Origin of the sequence: Microbacterium sp. Ag1 (assembly GCF_001005635.1) — a bacterium.
Taxonomy (GTDB): Bacteria; Actinomycetota; Actinomycetes; order Actinomycetales; family Microbacteriaceae; genus Microbacterium; species Microbacterium oxydans.
On the sequence record NZ_LBCR01000030.1, the window covers coordinates 150,021 to 171,717 of the forward strand.

32 protein-coding genes and 1 other RNA gene are annotated in these 21,697 nt (G+C 68.1%); 29 read left to right on the plus strand and 4 right to left on the minus strand.

What is annotated here, in order from left to right; all coding sequences use genetic code 11:
* Window positions 1-116 precede the first annotated feature (116 nt).
* Window positions 117-486, plus strand: a transfer-messenger RNA (tmRNA) gene (gene ssrA / locus AAY78_RS19540).
* A gap of 79 nt (window positions 487-565) precedes the next feature.
* Here the strand turns inward: ssrA and AAY78_RS10945 are convergent.
* From AAY78_RS10945 to AAY78_RS10955, 3 genes are read right to left on the minus strand one after another with little or no spacing between them, the layout of a single operon-like run.
* Window positions 566-1,741: a tyrosine-type recombinase/integrase gene (locus AAY78_RS10945; protein ID WP_046748336.1), complete on the minus strand. Its 1,176-nt coding sequence runs from the start codon at window positions 1,739-1,741 to the stop codon at window positions 566-568.
* Window position 1,742: 1 nt separating this feature from the next.
* A complete protein-coding gene (locus AAY78_RS10950) occupies window positions 1,743-2,201 on the minus strand; it encodes an ImmA/IrrE family metallo-endopeptidase (RefSeq protein WP_052748742.1) in 459 nt (152 codons plus the stop codon).
* Window positions 2,198-2,650, minus strand: a complete 453-nt coding sequence (locus tag AAY78_RS10955) for a hypothetical protein (protein ID WP_017830887.1) — start codon at window positions 2,648-2,650, stop codon at window positions 2,198-2,200. The genes AAY78_RS10950 and AAY78_RS10955 overlap by 4 nt, the downstream gene beginning before the upstream one ends.
* An 88-nt stretch (window positions 2,651-2,738) precedes the next feature.
* Between AAY78_RS10955 and AAY78_RS10960 the strand changes: the two genes are divergently transcribed.
* From AAY78_RS10960 to AAY78_RS11055, 20 genes are all read left to right on the plus strand, one after another.
* Window positions 2,739-3,008, plus strand: coding sequence for a helix-turn-helix domain-containing protein (locus AAY78_RS10960; protein WP_046748337.1), 270 nt, complete (start codon window positions 2,739-2,741; stop codon window positions 3,006-3,008).
* Entirely contained in the window at window positions 3,005-3,250 is a 246-nt protein-coding gene (locus AAY78_RS10965) for a helix-turn-helix transcriptional regulator (protein WP_052748743.1), read from the plus strand. Before AAY78_RS10960 ends, AAY78_RS10965 begins: the two co-directional genes overlap by 4 nt.
* A gap of 113 nt (window positions 3,251-3,363) precedes the next feature.
* Entirely contained in the window at window positions 3,364-3,507 is a 144-nt protein-coding gene (locus AAY78_RS19735) for a hypothetical protein (protein WP_156172643.1), read from the plus strand.
* A gap of 48 nt (window positions 3,508-3,555) precedes the next feature.
* The gene (locus tag AAY78_RS10975; RefSeq protein ID WP_046748339.1) at window positions 3,556-4,917 is read left to right on the plus strand and encodes a ParB/RepB/Spo0J family partition protein; all 1,362 of its coding nucleotides are present in this window, start codon (window positions 3,556-3,558) and stop codon (window positions 4,915-4,917) included.
* Window positions 4,914-5,111, plus strand: coding sequence for a hypothetical protein (locus AAY78_RS10980; protein WP_046748340.1), 198 nt, complete (start codon window positions 4,914-4,916; stop codon window positions 5,109-5,111). Before AAY78_RS10975 ends, AAY78_RS10980 begins: the two co-directional genes overlap by 4 nt.
* A complete protein-coding gene (locus tag AAY78_RS10985) occupies window positions 5,108-5,437 on the plus strand; it encodes a hypothetical protein (RefSeq protein WP_046748341.1) in 330 nt (109 codons plus the stop codon). Before AAY78_RS10980 ends, AAY78_RS10985 begins: the two co-directional genes overlap by 4 nt.
* Window positions 5,410-5,976: a hypothetical protein gene (locus AAY78_RS10990; RefSeq protein WP_046748342.1), complete on the plus strand. Its 567-nt coding sequence runs from the start codon at window positions 5,410-5,412 to the stop codon at window positions 5,974-5,976. Before AAY78_RS10985 ends, AAY78_RS10990 begins: the two co-directional genes overlap by 28 nt.
* A 12-nt stretch (window positions 5,977-5,988) precedes the next feature.
* Window positions 5,989-6,618, plus strand: a complete 630-nt coding sequence (locus tag AAY78_RS10995) for a hypothetical protein (RefSeq protein ID WP_046748343.1) — start codon at window positions 5,989-5,991, stop codon at window positions 6,616-6,618.
* Window positions 6,615-7,004: a hypothetical protein gene (locus AAY78_RS11000; protein WP_156172644.1), complete on the plus strand. Its 390-nt coding sequence runs from the start codon at window positions 6,615-6,617 to the stop codon at window positions 7,002-7,004. The genes AAY78_RS10995 and AAY78_RS11000 overlap by 4 nt, the downstream gene beginning before the upstream one ends.
* A complete protein-coding gene (locus AAY78_RS11005) occupies window positions 7,001-7,228 on the plus strand; it encodes a hypothetical protein (protein WP_046748345.1) in 228 nt (75 codons plus the stop codon). The genes AAY78_RS11000 and AAY78_RS11005 overlap by 4 nt, the downstream gene beginning before the upstream one ends.
* A 68-nt stretch (window positions 7,229-7,296) precedes the next feature.
* Window positions 7,297-7,752: a hypothetical protein gene (locus AAY78_RS11010; RefSeq protein WP_046748346.1), complete on the plus strand. Its 456-nt coding sequence runs from the start codon at window positions 7,297-7,299 to the stop codon at window positions 7,750-7,752.
* Window positions 7,749-8,741, plus strand: a complete 993-nt coding sequence (locus AAY78_RS11015; RefSeq protein WP_046748347.1) for a hypothetical protein — start codon at window positions 7,749-7,751, stop codon at window positions 8,739-8,741. Before AAY78_RS11010 ends, AAY78_RS11015 begins: the two co-directional genes overlap by 4 nt.
* A 21-nt stretch (window positions 8,742-8,762) precedes the next feature.
* Window positions 8,763-9,497 carry a hypothetical protein gene (locus AAY78_RS19250; RefSeq protein WP_052748744.1) on the plus strand — a complete coding sequence of 245 codons (735 nt, stop codon included), beginning with the start codon at window positions 8,763-8,765 and terminating at the stop codon, window positions 9,495-9,497.
* A gap of 50 nt (window positions 9,498-9,547) precedes the next feature.
* The gene (locus AAY78_RS11025; RefSeq protein WP_046748348.1) at window positions 9,548-9,775 is read left to right on the plus strand and encodes a hypothetical protein; all 228 of its coding nucleotides are present in this window, start codon (window positions 9,548-9,550) and stop codon (window positions 9,773-9,775) included.
* The gene (locus AAY78_RS11030; protein ID WP_046748349.1) at window positions 9,769-10,092 is read left to right on the plus strand and encodes a DUF4406 domain-containing protein; all 324 of its coding nucleotides are present in this window, start codon (window positions 9,769-9,771) and stop codon (window positions 10,090-10,092) included. The genes AAY78_RS11025 and AAY78_RS11030 overlap by 7 nt, the downstream gene beginning before the upstream one ends.
* Window positions 10,089-12,542 carry a phage/plasmid primase, P4 family gene (locus tag AAY78_RS11035; protein WP_156172645.1) on the plus strand — a complete coding sequence of 818 codons (2,454 nt, stop codon included), beginning with the start codon at window positions 10,089-10,091 and terminating at the stop codon, window positions 12,540-12,542. The genes AAY78_RS11030 and AAY78_RS11035 overlap by 4 nt, the downstream gene beginning before the upstream one ends.
* Complete coding sequence (locus tag AAY78_RS11040) at window positions 12,539-12,883, plus strand: hypothetical protein (protein ID WP_046748351.1); 345 nt, start codon at window positions 12,539-12,541, stop codon at window positions 12,881-12,883. Before AAY78_RS11035 ends, AAY78_RS11040 begins: the two co-directional genes overlap by 4 nt.
* A gap of 11 nt (window positions 12,884-12,894) precedes the next feature.
* Window positions 12,895-13,092 carry a hypothetical protein gene (locus tag AAY78_RS11045; RefSeq protein WP_046748352.1) on the plus strand — a complete coding sequence of 66 codons (198 nt, stop codon included), beginning with the start codon at window positions 12,895-12,897 and terminating at the stop codon, window positions 13,090-13,092.
* Complete coding sequence (locus AAY78_RS11050; protein ID WP_046748353.1) at window positions 13,089-14,138, plus strand: hypothetical protein; 1,050 nt, start codon at window positions 13,089-13,091, stop codon at window positions 14,136-14,138. Before AAY78_RS11045 ends, AAY78_RS11050 begins: the two co-directional genes overlap by 4 nt.
* On the plus strand, window positions 14,135-14,761 hold the full coding sequence (locus AAY78_RS11055) for a hypothetical protein (RefSeq protein ID WP_046748354.1): 627 nt from the start codon (window positions 14,135-14,137) through the stop codon (window positions 14,759-14,761). The genes AAY78_RS11050 and AAY78_RS11055 overlap by 4 nt, the downstream gene beginning before the upstream one ends.
* Window position 14,762: 1 nt before the next feature.
* Here AAY78_RS11055 and AAY78_RS11060 read toward each other — a convergent pair whose 3' ends face one another.
* Complete coding sequence (locus AAY78_RS11060) at window positions 14,763-15,254, minus strand: hypothetical protein (protein ID WP_046748355.1); 492 nt, start codon at window positions 15,252-15,254, stop codon at window positions 14,763-14,765.
* 32 nt (window positions 15,255-15,286) lie between these two features.
* On the opposite strand from AAY78_RS11060, the gene AAY78_RS11065 reads away from it, so the two are divergent.
* The 8 genes from AAY78_RS11065 to AAY78_RS11100 all read left to right on the plus strand — a co-directional run bounded on the left by AAY78_RS11065 (window position 15,287) and on the right by AAY78_RS11100 (window position 21,695).
* Complete coding sequence (locus AAY78_RS11065) at window positions 15,287-15,532, plus strand: hypothetical protein (protein WP_046748356.1); 246 nt, start codon at window positions 15,287-15,289, stop codon at window positions 15,530-15,532.
* Window positions 15,533-15,940: 408 nt separating this feature from the next.
* On the plus strand, window positions 15,941-16,276 hold the full coding sequence (locus AAY78_RS11070; protein ID WP_046748357.1) for a hypothetical protein: 336 nt from the start codon (window positions 15,941-15,943) through the stop codon (window positions 16,274-16,276).
* Window positions 16,277-16,479: 203 nt separating this feature from the next.
* Window positions 16,480-16,821 carry a hypothetical protein gene (locus AAY78_RS11075; protein WP_046748358.1) on the plus strand — a complete coding sequence of 114 codons (342 nt, stop codon included), beginning with the start codon at window positions 16,480-16,482 and terminating at the stop codon, window positions 16,819-16,821.
* 501 nt (window positions 16,822-17,322) lie between these two features.
* Window positions 17,323-17,640: a hypothetical protein gene (locus tag AAY78_RS11080; protein WP_046748359.1), complete on the plus strand. Its 318-nt coding sequence runs from the start codon at window positions 17,323-17,325 to the stop codon at window positions 17,638-17,640.
* A 13-nt stretch (window positions 17,641-17,653) separates the two neighbouring features.
* A complete protein-coding gene (locus tag AAY78_RS19255) occupies window positions 17,654-17,998 on the plus strand; it encodes a hypothetical protein (protein ID WP_052748745.1) in 345 nt (114 codons plus the stop codon).
* Between the two features lie 136 nt (window positions 17,999-18,134).
* Window positions 18,135-19,430 carry a DNA methyltransferase gene (locus tag AAY78_RS11090; protein WP_046748360.1) on the plus strand — a complete coding sequence of 432 codons (1,296 nt, stop codon included), beginning with the start codon at window positions 18,135-18,137 and terminating at the stop codon, window positions 19,428-19,430.
* Entirely contained in the window at window positions 19,427-20,065 is a 639-nt protein-coding gene (locus AAY78_RS11095) for a terminase small subunit (RefSeq protein ID WP_046748361.1), read from the plus strand. Before AAY78_RS11090 ends, AAY78_RS11095 begins: the two co-directional genes overlap by 4 nt.
* A complete protein-coding gene (locus tag AAY78_RS11100) occupies window positions 20,025-21,695 on the plus strand; it encodes a hypothetical protein (RefSeq protein WP_046748362.1) in 1,671 nt (556 codons plus the stop codon). Before AAY78_RS11095 ends, AAY78_RS11100 begins: the two co-directional genes overlap by 41 nt.
* Window positions 21,696-21,697: the final 2 nt, after the last annotated feature.

Consider the following 21,697-nt stretch of genomic DNA (forward strand, 5'->3'; position numbering starts at 1 on the left):
TGCGACAGGGGAATGGTGCAGCGGCGGAGAACGTTGTAGTCTGAGATGCTCGGGCGGTCGCCGCCCGAGATGGTAATTCCACAGTGTGACAGCGGCTCCTTCGAGAGAAGGACCACGGGGCTGATCGGTTTCGACAGCGCCTGTGAATCCACGAGAAGCGGGCCGAGGATGCAGAGTTATCTCGTAAACGCTCTCTGCAAAAAAATAGTTGCCGAAACCAAGCGCAACGACTTCGCCCTCGCTGCATAAGCGAGCCCGATAGTCCGTCAGGCCGTATGTGATTCCGATACGGATCCTGGCGTCATCTAGGAATCTTGCTGCGTGATGGCGTCTGGACGTCACGTGGGACTCTTCCCAGGCTGGGCTCGTCGACTTAGGTGTCTGTGACAAAGGTCGGAGCCGAGCAGAACGTCTTCACAGACTGCGCCCGGAGAAGGCGTGGAGACTCAGCGTTGGACGGGGGTTCGATTCCCCCCAGCTCCACCACGTCGCTGTCACACGAACGAGGCCCGCCTCCCTAGTAACCACTAGGGAGGCGGGCCTTTTTTGCGTTGTGGATAACTCGTCAGGCTGCGAGGCCTGCCCACACTTTGCCCACATCTGCCGCTGTCGCACGTTCATCGAGCCGGTTGGCGACGTCGTCGAGGTCGTCGTCGAAGAGGTCGGCGTACGTGTCCAGGGTCATCGCTGCGGACTTGTGCCCGAGCATCCTCTGTACGGCTTTGACGTGTGCGCCGGAGCTGATCGCGAGCGACGCCGCGGTGTGGCGCAGGTCGTGCGGTGTGAGCCGCTCGAGGCGCGCCTCTTCCGTCGCGCGCGCGAACCACGACCCTGCCCCTTCGCTGGTCTTGGCGCGACGCAGGTAGTGCCCGCTCGCGTCACCGAACACCAGATCGCCCTTCGACTTGTCCGCGCACTGTCGCTCGAGCGCGTTCCCGAGGAACGCGGGGAACGGCACGGTGCGCTTCTCCCATGACTTCGGTGCGCCGACCTCGATCACTCCGTCGACCTCCACCGCCGCGCGGTTCACGTGTACCCGTCGGCGGAGCATGTTCACGTCGGAGACGCGGAGCCCGATCGCCTCGCTCCATCGGAGCCCGCAATACGCGAGCACCAGGGTGAGCGTGGCGAGGGTGTGGTCGTGTGTCGCGGCCGCGAGTCGCACGACCTCGGCGTCGGTGAGGTAGCGGCGCTGCTTCTGCGAGATCTTCTTGGGCAGGTTCCGTGCTCCGCGGGCCGGGTTCTTCGAGATGCGGCGATCGCGGACTGCGACGTCGAGGATGCCGGCGAGGACACCGAGCGCTCGAAGCACCACGGTCGCGGATCGTGGGCCGGTGGTGTTGCGGCGCACTCGCTGGCGATCGGTGACGGCAGTGCCCGCGCTCATCTCAGAGATCCACGCCTCGACGGCGGAGGGCTTGATGTCCCCGACGGGGGTGTCGCCCCAGCGCGGCTTCACGTGTACGTTCCAGGACGTCTCGAGCGAGTGATACGACGACGGTTTGAGGCCCTTCTTCGTGAGCAGCCACGCGTCGCCGAGGGCGCCGACGTCGACGCGGGAGTCCTTCGGGTCGAAGTATTCGCCGGTGGCCTTCGAGACGGTCACCGACGCGAGGAACAGCTCCGCCTCTTTCTTCGTGCGGAAGCCGCGCTTGTCGGTCTGGGACTTATCCGGCTTGCGGTAGCGGACCCTGTAGCGGCGTCCCTTCGCGGTGTCGTAGGGCGTGATTGAGCCGGCCATGTCAGGCGACCTCGACACGGTGGTGCCACTGCCCGGCACCCATCCGAGCGTCGATGTACGTGGTGTCGCCGATGCGCTGCAGCAGGCCTTGGTACGCCTTCACGATGCTGGTCATCACGCCGAGGTCGAGTGCGATTCCGGCGGGGCGGCCGTCGTTCACCATCTCGAAGTAGCGGTAGTCATCCTGGTCGATGAGCCGGAGCGCTGCCCACTCCTCGGCGCGCCGCTCCTGCTTCGCGTTCACGGGCCCGAACCTCGAGGGCACGTCACCCCAGAGCGCATGCGCGAGCTCGTGCGCGAGGACGCTGCGGTGGTGGCGGCCGTGCATCCCGGGGCGGAGGTAGATCACGCGCCGGGCATGCACGTACTGACCGTCGCGGTCAGCGGGGAGCTCGCGGTATTCGATGCGGACGCCGAGGGCATCGGCGAAGTCGAGGAGTCTCTGATCGATGGGGGTCATTGCTCGTCCGTGGGTTCCGTTTCCGCCGGCCGTGCGACCGCGGGCAGTTCCTCATCCTCATCGGAGCCTCGGACATCACGAGTGGGGAACTGGTGGATCGTCGCCTCCGTGACCGCCTCGCTGATCGGCTTGTCGAACAGCGACCCGGTGTCGGTCATTCCCAGGCGCCGGCCGACCTCGAGCACCAGCGCTTCGTCGGTTGCCGCGTGGAGGGCGTTCTCGACGTCGCTGATGCCGATGTCTTCGGGCGCGAGGTGCCCGGTGGCGAGAAGGTCTGCGAGGACCGGGCGTTTGTATGCGTACGAGATCGATCGCACGAGTTCGAACGAGAGGGAGTCGTCGTTCGCCTGGCGGTTCAGGGTCGCGTGCGTGGTGCCGATCTTCCGCGCCACTTCGCGGATCGAGTCGGAGCCGCGGACAGCGTCGAGCCACTTGATGGTGTCGTTCATGTCTCAAGTTTGTTCCATAAGTGTCACGCGCGCAAGCCATTTAGATCGCTGGCTTGACAGATTGGATCGCCAGAGTGACAGTTGGAACATGAACAATCCAACTGGTGAGGCAGAGATCCGGCCCGTCGCTGTCGTCCGCGATGGACTGCTCGATCGCCTCAAGACTCAGTCCGGCATCAAGTCCGACGAAGCCTTCGCCCGTCTGATCGGCGTGAGTCGGCCGACCCTCGCTCGGTACAAGGCCGGTGAAGAGGTGTCGATGCGCGCAGCGGTCGGAATCGCACTCGCATTCGGCCTCGGCCTCGGCGAGGTCGTGGAGATGCGCAGCGACGAGAACGCCTTGGCGGTCGCATCGTGACCAACGTCACGCCGCTCAAGCGACGGCCGATCTCCGAGACGCCCCGCTACCTCTCACCTGAGCAGGTGTGCGAGCTCGTGCCCGGCATGACCGTCGCCAACCTCAAAGACCTGCGCGCCTCGGGGAAGGGTCCGCGCTACAGCAAGCCCACCGGCGACCGCGGACACATCACCCTCTACCGCGAGGCCGACGTCGTCGCCTGGGTGGAGGCCGCTTTCGTGAAGACGCGGGAGCAGTCATGACTTCCGGATCGTGGGGATCCGGAACGCCCACTGGGGAAGGGGCACCTACGGGACGGCGCGCGGCCGGGGACAACGCGCCGTCTCGTATCGGTTCGGCCCGCATCGTCATCGGGATGGCCTCGCTGAATCTCACGATCCTCTGCGTGGTGCTGGCGTTCATCGCCGGCGCCGCGAACGGACTTCTCGTCCTCGCCACCATCTTCGCCGCGGTGTTCGCGTGGGCCGCCGGCGCATTCACCAGGAGCTTCTGGGACTGATCACCGCCGCGCTGCCGCCTCACCTTCATCCACCTTTCAGGAGTCACCATGTCAACCACCACTGTCGTTCGCGTCGATCCGAAGACGTTGCTCGTCGGGCCCAACGTCCGCAAGGAGGTCACCCTCCGCCCGGAGTTCGTCGCCTCCATCCGTGAGCACGGCGTGCTCGTCCCGATCCTGGCTCAGGAGACCACCGACGGCCTCGAGGTCGTCGACGGGCAGATGCGCACTCTCGCCGCCGTCGATGCCGAACTCGTTGACGTGCCCGTGTTCGTCCAGCCGCCGGCTGCCGACGACGCCGCGCGCATCGTCGAGCAGATCGTCGTCAACGAGGACCGCGCGAGCCTCACCGCACCCGACCACGTTGCAGCGATCGCGCAGCTCGCGCTCGACTTCAAGATGCCGGTCGCCGAGATCTCAAAGCGCACCGGCACCAGCAAGGACGACGTCGCCGCGATCGTCACCACGTCGAAGTCCAAGCACGCGAGCGCCGCGCTCGGCCAGTCGGGGATCACGCTCGAGCTCGCGGCCAAGATGGCCGAAGCCCAGCTCACTGAAGCCGAGGTGCGGCGCGTCGTTAGCCAGTCCTACAACAAGGACTATGCGGTGCAGCAGATCGTCGCGGAGCGTGAGCGCGCCGCTGAGATTGCACGGCTCACGATCAAGGTGGAAGCCGACGGCGTCGCCGTCGTCGCGAAGCCCTCGCTGGGTGAGTACCAGTCACCTGAGAAGAACAAGCACCGGTACCTCGGCGACCTGGTCGACGCGAAGACCGGCAAGAAGCTCACCACCGCGAAGCACAAGGAGTGCCCCGGGCACGCCGCGTTTGTCGGTGTCCGTGGATACAGCGGCCCGGTCGAGGTGCACTACCTGTGCACGGACCCCTCGAAGCACGGCCACCGCGACGCGAACAAGGCGCCCCGCGTCGAGCTGACGGCGGCCGAGCGTGCGCGTAAGGAGATCGAGAAGCAGCGCACCGCCGCCTGGCCGACCGCTCGCGAGGTGCGCCTCGAGTGGGTGCGTGAGCAGCTGCTCGCCCGCCGCACTGCACCGGCCGGGTGGGAGCTGCTCGCCGTGCACGACTTCGCCGAGCGTCACCAGCGCACCTGGCAGTCCGGCGCCGCCGCAGCTCTCACCCTCCTGCAGGCGCCGCCCGCCGAGGACACCTGGAGTTCGCCGACGAAGATCGCTGAGTGGGCGGCCGCGAAGCCGATCAACGGATGGCGCGCCGCGATCGCCATGGTCATCGCCCGCCACGAGGACGTGCTCTCTACGGCAGCCTCCTGGTCGAAGGCATCCGCGACGTACCTTCGTCTGCTCGCCGAGTGGGGCTACGAGCTCAGCGAGGTCGAGCAGGGCATCGTCGATGACGCGGCTGCGGCGGCCGCCGATGTGAAGGCCGCAGCATGAACCGCCTGCAGATCCGTCGCGCGGCCGTCCTGCGTCGCCGCTCGGTTCGGGTGCGTCGCCTCGCGGTGATCCATGACGCTCCGATGGAGTACTCGGCGCCCCGCCCTGCTCCGAGCTGGCTCGTCATCGGCACTGGGGTGCTCGGTGCTGGCGTGATCGTCGAGCTGATCGTCGGCCTGGTGGTGATCTCGTGACCGAGGCACTGTACCGCGGCCAGAGCGCCCTCGGCTTCGGCCTGTGGCGCCTCAACGACTATGGCCACTGGGTCTTCTCGACGCCCGTCGAGGGAGCCACCTGGCGACGCGTGGAGGCACCGGACCTCGCGCTCCTCGTCGAGCTCGGTGACCGCGAATCCGCCGATGCTGAGCTGATCGCCGACACCCTGAGCGCAGCGCGCGCACTCGCGGCGGCTGACCTCCACCCTGGAGACGCCGTTCACGACGCGGCCAACCTCCAGGAGATGCTCGCGTTCGTCATCGAACAGTACGACCAGTGCCTCGCCGCAGGGGTGACGTCGTGATCGCCGTCGGCCTGGACCCGTCGCTCACCTGCACCGGTGTGGCGATCGCCAACGGTTCCGAGATCACCACTCGTCGAGTGATGTCGCCGAACCTCGGCAAGAGCCTGCTCTCTCGCCGCAACCGGATCCGTCGCGCGGTCGAGGGCATCCTCGCCCCGATCCCGGCGCGTGTCGATGTGACCGTGATCGAGGTGCCGCACTCGCGCCAGCAGTTCGGCGCGCAGAACGAGCGCATCGCCCTCTACTGGATCCTCGTCGACCAGCTGCTCGCTCGCGGGCCTGTGGTCGAGGTTGCCCCGTCGCAGCGCGCGAAGCTCGCCACCGGCAACGGGCGCGCCACGAAGGACGACGTGGTCGCGGTCACCCGCGCTGCGTTCCCCGAGGCCCAGATCCCGGACGACAACGTCGGCGACGCCGTGGCGCTCATGTGGGCCGGCGCCCGCTGGGCAGGCGCCGAGACGCCCACCTACCTCCCCGGCCAGGAGGAAGCGTTCTCGCGCCTCGCCTGGCCGATCCGTTCCACCACACCGACCCACTGAGAGGAACCACCAATGGTCAAGCTCGCCCCCGCACTCCCCAAGGAGTACGACGACAACGGCCTCGAGTCGAACACCCGGCATCTGCTGGAGGTCTACCCGAGCCAGAAGTATCTCCCCATCGTCGCTCTTGTCCGCACGAAGGAGATCACCCAGAACGAGCACTTCGAGCGCGTTCCGAAGATCGAGCTCGTGCACGTCGAGATCGCCGTCGATGGCGACGACCAGGATGCCGTCCGCGAGCTGATCAAGCAGCTGCACGACGCCCGTGTCCAGCACATCAAGCAGCCCCTCGACCTGCCCGACACGGACGAGCCGCCGGTCCTCGCCCAGCCGCTGGAGCTGACCGCGAGCAGCGGCGAGTACACCGTCCGGCTCATCGACCAGGACGACAGCAAGTTCCAGATCGAGCTGCGCGCACCGTCCGGCGCGCTCGTCCTCACCCGCAGCGCTCTGCCGCGCGACGACTACGGCGAGCTTGTGCCCGGCGACTACCCGGTCGCGCAGCTCGGCGGCGAGATCGGCGGGCTCGCGGACCTGCTCGTCCAGGAGTTCGAGCAGGGCTTCACCACCGACGACGTCGTCGACGCCGAGGTCCTCGACGAGGACGACAACCCCACCGCCACAACCAGCCAGGAGGCATGACCATGAACAACGCTGCACGCATCACTCCGATCGACCAGGCGGCTCCGAAGTCGCTCGAGATCAAGGAACGGCTGATCGCCCGTCGGGCCACGCTCAAGGCCGACCTCGAGTACATGCAGGGCGAGGTGGAGCAGATCGACTCGCAGCTGCTCGAGCTGCTCGGCGGCGAGGTCGGCACGCACGACGTCGCGGGCACGAAGGTGCAGATCCGCGAGTACTCCCGCCTGGACACGAAGTGGATCGAGAGCGAGTACCCGGCGGCTCAGTACCCGCAGCTGTACAAGACCACGACCGCCGTCGACGCGGCCGCGGTGAAGAAGCAGTTCGCGCCGGGCGTGCTCGCCGAGCACCAGGTGCGCGGCGCGAAGTCGGTGGTGGTCAAGTGACCGTCGGCGTCTTCACCGCGGCGAAGGCCGGCGACCGTCTCGAGCAGATCTCCGTGAAGCGGGATGGCACCCGTCTGACCCGCGTGATCGAGCTGCTCAGCGCCCCGTCTCTCTCCTCGCCGGCCGCGTATCGCATCGTCCGCAATGACGCCCACCCTCACCGCGTCGGAAAGACGGCATCGATCCGTCGCGCCGACATCGAGCGCAAGTACCGCGCGGCCTGACCGCGCACCCGCCGCGACGGCATACACGCCGGGTTCGAGTCCCGGGGCGGCACAGAAAGGAGATCACCATGGCGATCGCTAATTACACCACCAGCAAGGCCGTCGAGGAGACGGCCGCCGACATCATCACGGCGCTTCGACGTCGAGGCATCACCCGCATCTCGACCGTGTACGACGACGGAGGCGACCCGTCCGGGCTCGAGTTCACCATGCGCACGGAATACGGCCCGCGCGACTTCGCGCTCCCCATCCGTACCGCTGGAGTGCTCGAGGCACTCAAGCGAGCGGAAGCAGCGGGCGAGTTCGCCGCCTCGCGGAAGAAAGCCGGAACGTTCACAACGCCAGTACACGCCGCCAGGGTCGCGTGGGCGATCGCTCGCGACTGGCTGCGCGCTCAGTCGGCGTTGCTCGACGCCGAGCTCGTCACCCTCGATGAGGTCATGTTCCCGTGGATGGTAGGCGGCGCTGACGGGCAGACCGCGTTCTCCGCTTACCGGTCGCAGCAGAAGGCGATCGAGTCATGACTTCCGTCGAGGACCTGTACCTGAACGTGATCAAGGACGGCATCACCCGGCACCCGCGGTCACTGCAGAAGCGCATCGGCCCGTCGGAGATGGGGCGACCGTGCGATCGCTGGATCCTGCACAAGCTCAACGGCGACGGCGAGCCCGACCGCGGTCCCGCGTGGAAGCCTGCCGTGGGCACGGCGATGCACGACCAGCTCGAGCGTTGGTTCGACGCCGCGAACCGTGGCGGGGGAGACGTCGACCGCACCGAGTGGATCACCGAGTGGGAGGTCACCGTCGGTCAGATCGGTGGGCAGGCCATCACCGGGCACTCGGATCTCTTCCACGTACCGACCGGCACCGTCATCGACCACAAAGTCGTCGGCCCGAAGCAGCTGTCGAAGTATCGCCTCCACGGTCCGAGCGAGCAGTACCGGGTGCAGGCGCACCTGTACGGCAAGGGCTTCACGGACGACGGGGGATGGGGACCGTGTCGCGCCGTGGCGATCGCGTTCCTCCCGCGCGACGGCGAGCTGTCCAGCGCGTACTTCTGGAGCGAGCCGTACAACCCGCACATCGCGGCCGAGGCGCTGCTCCGCAACAACCGACTCTTCACGATGCTGACCGTCGTCGGGATCGATGCCGCGCTCGCCGCATCGCATCTGTGCGACGACCAGTGGTGCACCTGGTGCCGCTCGGAGAAGCGAGCCCAGGACCGCGCCGCGGGCGCCTCGCTGTTCGACATCGGCGAGTTGCGCGTCGTCCCCGAACGGGCTGCTCCCGCCCCTGTGCGTGCGCTGCCGAGCGTCCCGGCACCCGCGCCCCAGGAGCGGCCGATCGCGCACCTCTGCGACGACTGCGGGCTCCCGCTCGCCCCGTCCGTGGTGGCCGATGGGCACACCATCCACCCGTCTTGCATTCCCGCATTCCCGCCGGCCCCTCGGCCGGTTCAGGCGGCGCCGCAGCCAGCGGCGATCGCACCCGTCATCAACCTGTTCGACCGCTGAAAGACCAACCAAGGAGAAGACATGTCCCTTTTCGAATCCAGCAGCAAGGGTGTCAAGTTCGACACCATCGGCGCCAGCGTCCAGGGCACCGTGAAGTCCGCACCGCGCGAGCGGCAGCAGACGAAGTACGGCACCCAGGAGCCGGACTTCTGGCCCAACGGTGACCCGAAAATGCAGATCCTCGTGGACCTGCAGACCGAGCAGCGCGTCGACGCGAACGACGACGGGGAGCGCACGCTCTACGTCGCGTCGAAGAACATGAAGCGCGCCATCGGTGAAGCGATCCGCGCGGCCAACGCGTCAGACATCGCGCCCGGAGGCGTGCTGACCGTCACCTATGTCGGCAACGATCCCGCGTCGAAGAACCCCGCCAACCCGGCGAAGCTCTACCAGGCGCAGTACACGGCCCCGAGCTCCGCGTTCGTGCAGCAGGCCGCGGCCGCGCCCGTCCAGCAGCAGCCGGTGCAGCAGGCACCCGCCCAGCAGTTCGTTCCGCAGCAGCAGTTCGTCCCGCAGCAGGCACCGGCCGCCGTGCCGTCGGCTCCGCAGCCCGTGCAGCAGCAGCCGGTGGCCACGTCGGAGGCGCCGTGGTCGACGCCGCAGGCCCAGCCGATGCAGCACGCCGGGGGGCTCACGAGCGAGCAGGTCGCGCAGCTGCACCAGCTCCGAGGCGCCGGCATCCCGGAGGCGACCATCGCCACCGCGATCAACGCGACGCCCGAGGCGATCTCGCTGTACGACAACACCCCCTTCTGAACGAAGCGCCCGGATGGTCGCAGGCGAGGTTCGACTCCTCGCCCGGGCACATGAGCACTACCAGCAACGAGCACCCGATCATCGTCACCGCCAGGTTCAGCGGCGCCTGCGCGGACTGCGGCGGCCACTTCCAGGTCGGCGACCCGATCACCCGACCGAACCACTTCGAGATGTGGCGGCACGCCGCCTGCCCGCGCACGAAGTTCGACTTCGACCCGGGTGACGTCTGCCCCGTCTGCTTCACCGTCCGCGCCACCTCTGGAGCCTGCTCATGCTGATCTACATCGCCGGTCCCATGACCGGCCTGCCCGAGTTCAACTACCCGGCGTTCCGCTCCGCGGCCGCTGAGCTCAGCGAGCGCGGCTTCGAGGTCGAGGACCCTTCGACGAACGAGAACCCGACGCCTGGCGACTACCACGGCTGGCTCCGCGCCGGCCTCGCGCAGCTGATCCGATGCGACGCCGTCGCCCTGCTCGACGGCTGGGAGGCATCCGGCGGTGCCCGCCTCGAGGTGAACGTCGCCGCGACCCTCGGCCTCCGCGTCGCGCCGCTCGACGCATGGCTCGCGCAGGCCCGTCAGGAGATCACCGCGTGACCGTCCTGCTCTCCACCGCGCTCGAGCTGCACGCAGCTGGGCTCTCCGTCGTGCCCGTCGCCGCCGACGGCACGAAGCGACCACGCATCGCGTGGAAGGAGTACTCGTCCGCGGCCGCCGACGACGCGCAGCTGCGCGCCTGGTTCGACAACGACCTCGAGCAGGGCATCGGACTCGTCACCGGCTTCGGCGACGTCGAACTGCTCGAGGTCGAAGGCGTCGCCATGCCGATGATGGGCGAGGTCCTCGAGCTGCTCGACGGCACCGGCCTCCGCCCCATCTACGACCGCCTCATCGCTGGCTGGTCTGAGCAGTCACCGTCGGGCGGCCTGCACCTGATCTACCGCGTCGAAGGCGGAGCGGTCCCCGGCAACCAGAAGGTCGCGCAGCGCCCGAAGGATGAGGCCCCGTATCGGGAGACGCTGGCCGAGACGCGCGGCACCGGCGGGTTCGTCGTGCTCGCCCCGTCCGCCGGCACTGTGCACCCCACCGCGAAGCCATGGCTGCGCCTCGTGGGCGGTCCTGCCACGATGCCGACGATCACCCGCGAAGAGCGCGACCAGCTCCACGCCGTGGTGCATGCCGCTCTCGACACGATGCCCGCCGAGGAGACCGTAACGAGCGGGGGACCGGTCGACGCGAAGTGGTCGACGACGTTCCACGCGGCCGCCGGCGACATCACCCCCGGCGACGACTTCGAAGCGAAGACCGACTGGTCCGACATCCTCGTCGGCTGGGTGCACGTGTTCTCTCGCGGCACGACGAAGTACTGGCGACGCCCCGGGAAGAACGACGGCATCAGCGCGACGACAGGTCACGCCGGCGACCGCGATCGCCTGTTCGTGTTCACCTCGTCGACGGAGTTCGAGCCCGAGGTGCCCTACACGAAGTTCGGCGCGTACACGCTGCTCAACCACCGCGGCGACCACGCGGCCGCAGCGAAGGCACTCGCCGACGCCGGGCACGGATACCGCGCACCCCGCGAGCTCACTCCGTCGACCCGCACGACGTCGACCGGGACGCAGCTCGCCGTCGTGGGGGCGACGGCACCCGCGACCGCGCCCGCGGCGACGATCGGATCGGACAGCGCGGACCTCACCGACGACGGCAACGCTCGTCTCCTGGTCGCCGAGTACTCCGGCACGCTGCGCTACGTCCCCGACGCTGGCAAGTGGGTCACGTGGGAGGGCACCCGCTGGCAGTGGCACCCGGACGACGGGCCCGCGATCGAGGCCGCCCGCGACGTCATCCGCCGCATCCCGACCGACAACGCGCACCTGAAGGCCTGGCGTCTGAAGTCGATGCGTGCCCGCGCGATCGCCGACGCGGTGCGCCTGGCCCGGTCGACGCCGGCGATGCGTATCGCGGCCGCGGAGTTCGACCGTCACGCGTGGCAGCTGAACACCCCGGGCGGTGTCGTCGACCTGCGCTCCGGCGCGATCGCGTCACCGACGCCGGCGCTCTTCCACTCGAAGCAGACCGCGGTCACGCCGGACGGGGCGATGAAGACGCCGCTGTGGGACAGGTTCCTGCAGACCACGTTCCAGTCGAACCCGCACCTCGAGCGGTACATGCAGCGCCTCGCCGGGCTGATGTTCATCGGTGAAGTACTCGAGCACGTCCTGCCGTTCGCGCACGGCCCGGGCGGCAATGGTAAGGGCGTTTTCGCCGAGGTCCTCTCGGCGATCGCCGGCGACTACGCGACGTCCGCACCGCAGGGGTTCCTCGTCGTCGGGCCGACCAAGCACCCGACCGAGCTCGCGATGCTGCAGGGCCGCCGCCTGGTCGTCACGTCGGAGATCAACGAGGACACCAAGTTCGACGAGGCGAAGATGAAGGCCCTCACCGGTGGCGACACCATCACCGCCCGGTTCATGGGCAAGGACTTCTTCGACTTCAGCCCTTCGCACACGTTCCTGCTGCTCGGCAACAGCCAGCCGAAGGTCGAGACCGGCGGCGACTCGGTGTGGCGGCGTCTGCGCCTGATCCCGTTCACGCACTCGGTGCCCGAGGAAGACAAGATCGAGAACCTGCAGACGCGGCTCGTCGAGGAGGAGGGCCCCGGGATCCTGCACTGGATCATCCAGGGCGCCGTCGACTACGCCGCCGACGGCCTCCGCACGCCCGACGTCGTCCTCGCCGCCACCGACACGTACCGGGCCGAGGAAGACCAGCTCGGCCGGTTCGTCGAGGACCGCTGCTCCGTCGGCGGCGGCGACGTCGCCCGCGTGGAGATGAGCGAGCTGCGCAAGGCGTACGACGTGTGGTGCCGCGAGCAGCACGAGGACGCCGTCACCACGACCGCGTTCGGCCGGCAGCTCAAGCAACGCTTCAACATCGGCACGGCGAAGTCCAACGGCCGCCGGTTCTACACGAACGTCGTGCTCTACGCGCCCGAGGTGGAGGACGAAGGCGACGACCCCCGTGAGACCAGGTGGGACCAGCGATGAAGACCAAGGCGCCCCTGTTCATCAACTGCCCGCGCTGCGGGCGCCGAGTACTCGAGGTGCGCGAGGACTTCGAGCTCGGCGTGCTCGTCGGCACGCCTCGGCTCGACGCCGTCCACCTGGACCCGATGCAGATCACCGCCTGCATCATCACCGGCGTCCGGCTGTGGCAGATCCAGAAGCGCGCCGGCAAGACGATCACGAGCGGCCGCTCCCGCTGGTGGCCACGCGAACCCGTGCCCGGCTTCACCGTCCCCGAGCACACGTGCGGCCGCGTCTGGGAAGCCCCCGAGCTCGAGCTCGCACCCGACGCACCTGTCCGCTACGACAAGCCCCCGTTCTGAAGGAGATCACCATGACCATCACCCGCCCGCACGTCTGCGAGATCACCATGGCGAAGGCCGAAGCCGACGATCACGGCACCGTCGCCATCCACGTCGCGCCTGTGCCCTTCACCGTCGACGAGGCCCGCGAGTTCGCTGTCGAGGTGACTGCGGCCGCCGACGCCGCGGCCGCGTACATCGCCGAGCAGACCGAGCGAGGCGAACGATGAGCACGACACCCGGCATCAAGCTCGTCTGCACCCACCCCGGGTGCTCGAAGCGCTCAGTCGCTCGCCGTCTGTGCCATGCGCACTACCAGGCCGCGTGGAAGGCGGGGGAGCTCGGCCAGCACGTGAAGCTTCCGCCGCGCGAGAAAGCACCCACGCGTTGCCCCGAGAGCCACAAGCACGCGGCCGCGTCGACGTGCTTCATCCAGCACCAGTGCCGCTGCACGCCGTGCGTAGAGGCCCACAATGCGCGCGAGCGGAACCGGAAGAAGCAGAAGGCCTACGGCCGGTTCGACAGCGGCCTCGTGGACGCCGATCCCGTGCGTGAACACGTCCTCATGCTGGGCGAGTTCGGCATCGGCTACAAGCGCGTCGCCGAGATTGCCGGCGTAGGGATCACGGGTGTTCGCACGCTGATTTGGGGGCGCCAAGACCCCGGCGATCGCTACGGCGAGATCCCGAAGCGGGTCGGACGTGAGAAGGCGGCGAAGATCCTCGCCGTGCAGCCAACGATCGAGAACCTCGGCGCGCGTCAGTCGGTGCCGGCGCGGAGCACTCACCGCCGAGTGCAGGCTCTCGTCGCGCGCGGATGGTCACTCTCGAAGGTGGGACGCGAGCTCGGCTGGACCGTCGAGAACTTCCATGCCCTGATGCACCGGGAGATGGTCGGCGCCGCCACTCACCGAGCCGTCGCCGACCTCTACGAACGCCTCTGGGACGTCGAACCGCCTCGGGCATCGCACCGCGACAAGATCGCCCACACCCGCGCGCTCAACTTTGCGAAGCGCAACGGTTGGCTGCCTCCGCTCGCCTGGGACGACATCGACACGGACCCGACTCCTGAGCGCGACGTCGTGCAGCAGGGGCGCGTGACGGGTGAGGAGCTGCTCGAAGACATCGCCTTCCTGCTCGAAGGTGGCGAGAGCCCGGAACAGATCGCCGTACTCGTGGGCCGCAAGGTTGGCACCATCGCCAAGCTCGCCGAGCGCCACGGCGACCGCGACATCGCGAACACCTTCGGGTCGATCACTAAGCGGGTGGCAGCGTGACGATCCCGCTCGATGCGATCGATCCGGATGCCGCCTACCGTGAGTGGGTCGATCGGTTCCTCTGGCACGTCGACCAGTTGCCCGCCCTCGTCGAGACGACGGGCACGATCGCGCTGGCCGCTCGCGGCATCCGCGCGTCGCAGCTCGCCGAACGCGTATCCGGTGGCGGCTTCTACGACAACATCCCGCTCGTCGACGGACCCGAGTCCCGCAACGCGCGCGCCGTGTGGGACGCGCTCCGCGGCTACCTGGTCGTCGCGTCCTCCCGTCTCGGCCTCGAGGCCCCGGCGCTGCCCGCCGGGCTGCCGGACGACGTCGAGCTCGCGCGCGAGTGGGCGTTCGCCGCGAACGCCTGGCTCTCCGACGTCGTCCACGAGATCCGCTCCTGGCCCGACCTCGACGAGCGCGAGGAGCAGCTCTTCCGACTCGTGCGGCGCGCCCGGCACCGCCTCGACACGCACACCACCCGCCGATCCCGCCCGGAACTCTGCACCCGCTGCGGTGAGCCCGGCGTGCTCATCGACTGGATTGACGGACCCGACGGCCAGGCGCTGCTCTCCAAGGTCTGCGTCGTCTGCCGCACCACCTACACACCCGCGGACACCGTCGACGATGACAGGTAACTCACTTCGCGCCTGGGTCATGCTGAGCTGCAGGGCGCTCTTCCCACAACACAAAGGGTCGCTCGTCAAAGGCAGCCGGGTTGTTCACCCATCGAGCTACGACGATCGGCACCGTCGCCCTGATGTGAAGCGCGTTGATGTTCCGGTGGATCGGGTCACCGTCGTTCGTCGCGTGGTCGATCGTTCCGGTTACCCAGCTGAGGAGCCTGTCGCTGTTCGGCTGCGCCACCTCTGCCGCGACTGCCTCTGCGCTCTCGGTCCAGTGCGGCATGTTCCAGTTCTTCCCGGTCCGGACGTCGTCATGGCGAGACTCGTAGTACGCGATCACCGCATCTCCGAAGCGGCGTCGCTCCGCACGAAGCGCGAGATCCGTATTCAGCTCAGCAATCCCGATTGGCGGCTCGAGCGGCTGCGACGGCCGCCCATCCGAGAAAGACTCCGGGCGCGCGATCTGTTCAAGCCAGTAAGTCACGTCATCGGAGGCAAAGTGCATAGCCGCACTCTAGCGATCCGAGGGCGGCTTCCATGACCCTGCTCACCTACCGTGAAGCCGCCACCCGAGTGCGACGATCTCGCCGCACCATCCGCTACTGGAAGCTGCAGGGCATGCGCATGGGGTGGGAGCGGCGCGATGGACAGCTCGTGCGCGTCGTCGAAGAGGATGTCCTGCTCGCGTGGTGGCGCGATCGGATGGACAACGACCCCGTGTGGCAGAACCGGATCCGTGCGAAGATCCGTGAGCTACCCGCCCAGTCCACCCCGGGCAGCTGATCGCGACCTCAGAGAGATCGACCTCGTCGACACACCGGTGAAATCTCGGCTTTGACTTTCGCCAGGTTCTACACATGGCCAGCCGTTGCCCCGCAACCTTTCAACGCGCGATTAAATCTCTTTTCCATTCACACCCTGTGTACCTCGTTTTGCCCCGGAATTACGCGGATGAAATTCGAAATCCACAGGCTGTGAACAACCTTTTCCACAGGGATATGCACACCAACACGGGCATCTTTCGCGCGTTGTCCACACTCTTATCCACAGGCCACGTTGCGGTGCCCCCGGGAAGTGTGGATCCTTGATCACGCCCCGCGAGTGACGGGGGCTCCTGATACAACGAAGGAGCGGCTCCGAGACGCCAATCACGGGAGCCGCTCCATCACCCACCAGCCTGAGGAGGCAACGATGAGCGGTCTACAGCCTAACCATGGATCGGACGGCGCGAATCAAATCGCAGAGGCGATCCGAAGAGAAGCACGCAAGTCGAGAGTCAGCCAGGCGCGCTACGCGCAGCTGGTCTTTGACCGCTACGGCTGGGAGCCAGCCCGCATCGCCGAAGCCCTCGAGATCACCACCGACCTGGTGGTGCGGCTGCTCGCCGCGGACGGCGTCGCGAGATGCGTCGAATGCTCCTTCGGGCTCCACAGCTCCTGCATGGGCGAACTGAACTTCGGCCTCGAAGGGACGATCGCTCCGTGCGGCTGCGGATGCCGACACGCCGATCCCGAATTCGAATGTTGACACGACTCCGTTTGCCACCCCTACATTGATGGTTGTACAGGTGTCGGACGCAGGACGCCACACCGATCACTAACGTTTGAGGGCCCCGGAGCAGATCGCTCACGGGGCCTTCGACGTCACTGGACCTAGCCGGCCCCGACGCGTGGTACCAACACGCGCCGGGACCTAACCCCTCATTCGACGCGAATCGATTGGAGGGCTACGTGGACTCTATCCGCGAGCCCGGACACGGCACCACCGCCGTCAACCGCCGCAACATCGCCCACCTCCGCGACCAACGCGACCGCGCCGGCCTCCTGCAGCTCGCCGACATCCTCGCAGCGCAGACGTTCACCGACGCCGCCACGCTCGCCACCGAAGCCCGCGCCGCCGTCGACTGGATCGACGAGACCACCCCGCGCACCTACGAGCTCGGAGACGCCCACGGCATCCGCCCCGGCGACGTCCTCCGCTACCCGCACGACGGCCGCACCCGCGAGAGCGTCGTCATTGCGACCGACGGCCACACGGCGGCCACCACCCACGGCGACACCGTCGCCCTCTGATCCTCGACCGGGAGTCCGAGCATCCCACGGCGCCCAAGCGCTGTCGGTGGCGCGCGCCTGCTCCTCCCGGTCGAGCCCCCGACCGGTGTCAACGCGAGCCCCGCCATGGTCGCGAAGGACTCCCTCTTCGGAACCGCCCGGCGACTCTTCGGGCGGGGAGTACCTGCACCGCCTCGAGGGGCGCCCACCCACCCCGGCCGGCGCCCCTCGAACACCCCGCGCAAACCGCGCCCTCCAACCCCGCCCTGCCCACTCGACCGGAGGGCGCAGTTGTCACCCAAGGGCGCAGTTAGGGCGCAGTTCAAAACGACAACCGGACCCTCCGTTTACCCCGTCATTCCGGGGGAGTAGCCACTACAGGGCGCAGTAGGGCGCAGTTATCTGAATAGCTACAGCTCTTTGATTAGTAACTAAGGGACCTGGTTATACGCGCGCACGGCACGACTGACCTGCTCTGCCACCCAAACCGCGCCCTGCACCACGACCAGGAGGCACCCCGACGTGAGTGGCCAGCGCACCAACACCCGCCTCGACCACGAGCTCCGTCAAGCCTTCTTCGAGGAAGGCCAGCGACTCGACGCCGCCGGCGATCCCGAGGCGAACTGTTGGCTCTGCCACCAGCCCATCGACTACACCGCAGGCCAGGGCACCACCCCCGACTCGCACAACCTCGACCACTACTTCACGGTCTCCGAGCACCCCGAGCTGCAGTCCGATCCCGACAACTTCCGCCACTCGCACACCCTCTGCAACCAGCAGCGCGGCGCCGGCGCACCAGCCCTCGACCTCGGCGAACAGATGCCGCCCTGGTGGCTATGACGAAGGAGCCCAGATGAACCGCTACGCCGCCGCCGGCATCGCCACCGACGCACGAGACGGACGCCGCGTGCTCGTCGTTACACGCGACAGCACCGCCGTCCGTCTCGCCTTCGACGAGATCTGCCAGCTCACCCACGGCGCCGACCGGATCATCCGCGCCAACGGAGGCGAACGCATCGAGCACCGCAACGGCGGCCGCGTCCTCTTCACCACACCCCGCTCGACCGGCCACCGCGGCGTCACTGTCGACACCATCTACGTCGACGCTGGCGCCGACCCACTGCTCGACGAAGGCCGCTGGTCCGACCTCCTGCCCTGCATCGCGGGCAGCCGAGACGGCGAAGTCATCCGCGCCTGACCCGATGACCACCCCCACCCCTCGAAAAATCCAGGAACTGGGCCGGGGGCGGACCACAGCCCGGGGGAGTGGTCCTCTCTCCCCGGGCATTTCGGGCACCCCCATCGCGCACGCGCGCAAGGAAGTGAGGCATCGCATGGCCGATCCGACCGTCCCCCGCCTCGAGGTCACCGCTTTCGACGTCGCAGCGCTGCAGGTGTTCCACCGCAACCCGCGCCGCGGTGACGTGCGCGCGATCGCGCAGTCTCTCGCGACCCAGGGGCAGTACCGGCCGATCGTCGTGAACGTCGGCACGCACACGGGACGCGCGAACGAGATCCTCGCGGGCAACCACACGTACCTTGCCGCGTGCTCGCTCGGATGGTCGACCGTGCAGGCGACGACTGTCGACGTCGACGACGCGACGGCTCACCGCATCGTGCTTGCCGACAACCGGCTCGCGGACCTGGGCGCCTATGACGAGGTCGACCTCGCGGCCGCGATGACTGCCGCCGGCGACCTCGAAGGCACCGGGTACGTCGCGTCTGACCTGGACGAGCTGCTCGCGCAGCTGTCGACGCCAGTGTCTCTGACGGACCCGGACGACGTGCCGGCGCTGCCGGATGCCGACGCGGCGATCTCCCGTGCCGGCGATGTGTGGATGCTCGGCCCTCACCGGCTGCTCGTCGGCTCGTCTGGCGATCTCGAAGCGGTGCGCGCGGCGATGCCGGACGGCGTTCTCTGGGATTGCGTCTGGACGGACCCACCGTACGGAGTGGACTACGTCGGCGGTACGGGCATGACCATCCAGAACGACGGGCCCGCAGCAGCGATCGCCGTGTCAGTCGCGTTCCTCGAGGTGGCCGCGCAGCTCGCTCGACCCGGCGCGCCGGTCTACGTCGCGCATGCTGACGTCCTGCGCGTGCCGCTGCAGACCGCGATGGAGCAGCTCGGCATCCGCTACCGCCAGACCTTGATGTGGGTGAAGGACCGGTTCGTGCTGTCGCGCGCCGACTACCACTACCAGTCGGAGCCGATCCTCGCCGGTGAGGTCGACATTGAGCGCGACCATGACCCGATCGCTTATGGCTTCACGCCGGGTGGGGACGGGCGGCTCGGACGCGGTGGTCCGCGCTGGTACGGCGACAACCGCTCGTCGACGGTGTTCGACATCCGGCGCCCGTCTCGCTCGGCCGAGCACCCGACGATGAAGCCTGTCGAGCTCGTCGAGCGGATGCTCGTCAATTCGTGTGCGCCGGGTGCGTGGGTGGCCGATGGGTTCGGCGGATCCGGATCGACTCTCATCGCCGCTCACCGGCTCGGCCGAAAGGCGTTCCTCGTCGAGCTGGACCCGGCCTACGCCGACGTCATCTGCCGACGGTTCCAGGAGCACACCGGAATCGTGCCCGTCCGCGGCGGCGAGCCGGTCGACTTCACGGCGGCTGCGGCATGACCGAGCGTGAGCAGTGGAAGATCGCGCTCACGCTGTTCAAGGCCGGCGCCACGTACGAGGAGATCGCACCGAAGGTCGGCGTCAAGAACGCGGCCACGGCGCAGCGCATCGTTCAGAAGGCGATCGACGCTTCGACGATCGCGCTCGATCAGACAGCGTCTCGCATCATCGACCTCGAGCGACTGGAGACCCTGCACCGGGTGTACTGGCCGAAGGCTCTCGCTGGCGACGTGGCCGCGTTCGACCGTGTGCAGAAGATCGCGGAGGACCGCCGTCGACTGATCGGCGAACCGACCCGCATCAAGAACGCGATCACCGACGCGCTGGAGAAGTCGCTCGGTGCGCTCGAGCTGCAGGACGCTGACGAGGCGCTGGTCGCCTCGTGCCGCCAGGTCGCCCGTCAGATCGATCACGCCGTCGCCAACGGGACATCCCTCGAGGCGACGAAGGCTCTGTACCTGCTGCCGCACCTGTGGAACGGGCTGCGCGAGCTCGGCGCGACGCCGGCCGCGCGCGCCGCGTTGCAGGCATCTCTGCCGTCGCCGGATGCGCCGGCCGACACGGATGCGCCGAAGGGGGGTCCCGTTGACCTTGGTGACTTCAAGCAGCGGCGTCGCGGAGGCGGAGCAGGCTGACTTCGCCGGTCTCGTCGGCTCGGAGGAGCCGCGGCTCTGGACTCGTCCGCTGCGGCCGCTGACCGAGGAGACGTCGCTCGGTTTCGAGGTGATCGAGTTCGCCCTGGTGTTCCTCGGCATCGCTCTCTACCCGTGGCAGAAGTGGCTGCTGATCCACGCGCTCGAGCTCAACGTCGACGGCACGTTCCGGTTCCGGCGCGTCATCGTGCTCGTCGCGCGGCAGAACGGGAAGAGCTTGCTCGCCGCGGTGCTCGCCGCCTGGTGGCTGTTCGTCGACTCCGACCGGTTCGAGGACCGGCTGCCGCCGTTCCGCTTCAAGGTTCTCGGCACCGCGCAGAACCTCGACACCGCGCAGGACGTGTGGAACCTCACCGGGCGCTGGTGCGATGCCGAGAACGACGGGCACGTGGAGGCCCTCGCCAACCTGGTGCAGAAGGTCCAGCGGAAGAACGGCCAGCCCGGCATCTACCTCCGCAACGGAGCGCACTACGAGGTCCGCGCTGCCTCCCGAAAGGGTGGCCGCGGGAAGGCCGCGGCACGAGTCCTCATGGATGAGATGCGCGAGCAGCAGACGTTCGACGCCTGGGACTCCGTCGCGCAGACCACGAAGGCGATCTTCAACTCGCAGTTGTGGGGGATCTCGAACGCCGGCGACGTGCGCTCGGTCGTCCTCCGCAAGCTGCGCGCGAACCTGCTCGTCGAGATTGAGGAGTGGCTGGCGCGTGGGCTCGACGAGCTCGAGGCCTACGCGAACGGCGAGATCGCCGCATCCACGTCGGCGCTGTTCGAATGGTCGGCGCCTGACGGCTGCGCACTCGACGACGTCGATGCGGTCCTGCAGGCGAACCCGAGCATCGGGCACGGTGAGATCACCGTCGAGATGTGCCTCCAAGATTCGCGAGACATGCTCGAGGCGAGCTACCGCACCGAGGTGCTCTGCCAGTGGGTCACCTCCAAGGTGCACTCGTTCATCTCGCCGAAGGAATGGCGGCCGCGGCACACCCGTATCGCTGACATCGAGATCCCGCGCGGGGCCCGCACTGTCTGGGCGATCGACACCTCGACACCTGACCGCTCTACGACCTGGATCGCCGCAGCGGTTATGACCGCTGACGGGCGCCCGTTCACGACCGTGCACGCTCGCCGTGCCGGCATGCTCTGGGTGCCGGACTACATGGCCGAGCTCGCCGAAGCATCAGGCCACAAAGAGGTCGTGATCCAGGCCCGCGGCACCGCGGCCGTCGAGTTCATCGAACCGCTCAAGGCGCTCGGCCTCCGGGTTCATGCCCTCGACGGCGGAGCGTTCGCGATGGCGACCGGCAGAATGCGCGATCGCGTTCGAGATCGCCGGCTCGTCGTGGTCGAGCAGCCGCCCATCGATCTCGCCATCGAGGGCGGTGTCGTCACCCAGTACGCGGAGAACCTCGCATGGTCGCGGCACAAGTCCCAGCCGATCGACATCGCGGGCCTGGTCGCCATGACCGAAGCGCTCTACGGGCTCGAGGTCCTTGAGCCCGCACCGCCGCCCGTGATCCCACCGCCTCCGCCGAAGGCGACGACGCTGCAGCGCGCGCGGGGCGGAGACGCCACCCGCGCCCGGGGCGAGAGCATCCGCACCCTGCAGTTCTGAAA

Coding starts and splice junctions, on each gene's coding strand:
- AAY78_RS19255 (WP_052748745.1), top strand. CDS start 17,654: ATGAACCGCTACGCCGCCGCCGGCATCGCCACCGACGCACGAGACGGA.
- AAY78_RS10945 (WP_046748336.1), bottom strand. CDS start 1,741: ATGGCCGGCTCAATCACGCCCTACGACACCGCGAAGGGACGCCGCTAC.
- AAY78_RS19735 (WP_156172643.1), top strand. CDS start 3,364: ATGGCCTCGCTGAATCTCACGATCCTCTGCGTGGTGCTGGCGTTCATC.
- AAY78_RS10955 (WP_017830887.1), bottom strand. CDS start 2,650: ATGAACGACACCATCAAGTGGCTCGACGCTGTCCGCGGCTCCGACTCG.
- AAY78_RS11050 (WP_046748353.1), top strand. CDS start 13,089: ATGAGCACGACACCCGGCATCAAGCTCGTCTGCACCCACCCCGGGTGC.
- AAY78_RS11095 (WP_046748361.1), top strand. CDS start 19,427: ATGACCGAGCGTGAGCAGTGGAAGATCGCGCTCACGCTGTTCAAGGCC.
- AAY78_RS10995 (WP_046748343.1), top strand. CDS start 5,989: ATGGTCAAGCTCGCCCCCGCACTCCCCAAGGAGTACGACGACAACGGC.
- AAY78_RS10975 (WP_046748339.1), top strand. CDS start 3,556: ATGTCAACCACCACTGTCGTTCGCGTCGATCCGAAGACGTTGCTCGTC.
- AAY78_RS11090 (WP_046748360.1), top strand. CDS start 18,135: ATGGCCGATCCGACCGTCCCCCGCCTCGAGGTCACCGCTTTCGACGTC.
- AAY78_RS11000 (WP_156172644.1), top strand. CDS start 6,615: ATGACCATGAACAACGCTGCACGCATCACTCCGATCGACCAGGCGGCT.
- AAY78_RS11015 (WP_046748347.1), top strand. CDS start 7,749: ATGACTTCCGTCGAGGACCTGTACCTGAACGTGATCAAGGACGGCATC.
- AAY78_RS11010 (WP_046748346.1), top strand. CDS start 7,297: ATGGCGATCGCTAATTACACCACCAGCAAGGCCGTCGAGGAGACGGCC.
- AAY78_RS10950 (WP_052748742.1), bottom strand. CDS start 2,201: ATGACCCCCATCGATCAGAGACTCCTCGACTTCGCCGATGCCCTCGGC.
- AAY78_RS11060 (WP_046748355.1), bottom strand. CDS start 15,254: ATGCACTTTGCCTCCGATGACGTGACTTACTGGCTTGAACAGATCGCG.
- AAY78_RS19250 (WP_052748744.1), top strand. CDS start 8,763: ATGTCCCTTTTCGAATCCAGCAGCAAGGGTGTCAAGTTCGACACCATC.
- AAY78_RS10960 (WP_046748337.1), top strand. CDS start 2,739: ATGAACAATCCAACTGGTGAGGCAGAGATCCGGCCCGTCGCTGTCGTC.
- AAY78_RS11030 (WP_046748349.1), top strand. CDS start 9,769: ATGCTGATCTACATCGCCGGTCCCATGACCGGCCTGCCCGAGTTCAAC.
- AAY78_RS11065 (WP_046748356.1), top strand. CDS start 15,287: ATGACCCTGCTCACCTACCGTGAAGCCGCCACCCGAGTGCGACGATCT.
- AAY78_RS11025 (WP_046748348.1), top strand. CDS start 9,548: ATGAGCACTACCAGCAACGAGCACCCGATCATCGTCACCGCCAGGTTC.
- AAY78_RS10980 (WP_046748340.1), top strand. CDS start 4,914: ATGAACCGCCTGCAGATCCGTCGCGCGGCCGTCCTGCGTCGCCGCTCG.
- AAY78_RS11040 (WP_046748351.1), top strand. CDS start 12,539: ATGAAGACCAAGGCGCCCCTGTTCATCAACTGCCCGCGCTGCGGGCGC.
- AAY78_RS11070 (WP_046748357.1), top strand. CDS start 15,941: ATGAGCGGTCTACAGCCTAACCATGGATCGGACGGCGCGAATCAAATC.
- AAY78_RS11045 (WP_046748352.1), top strand. CDS start 12,895: ATGACCATCACCCGCCCGCACGTCTGCGAGATCACCATGGCGAAGGCC.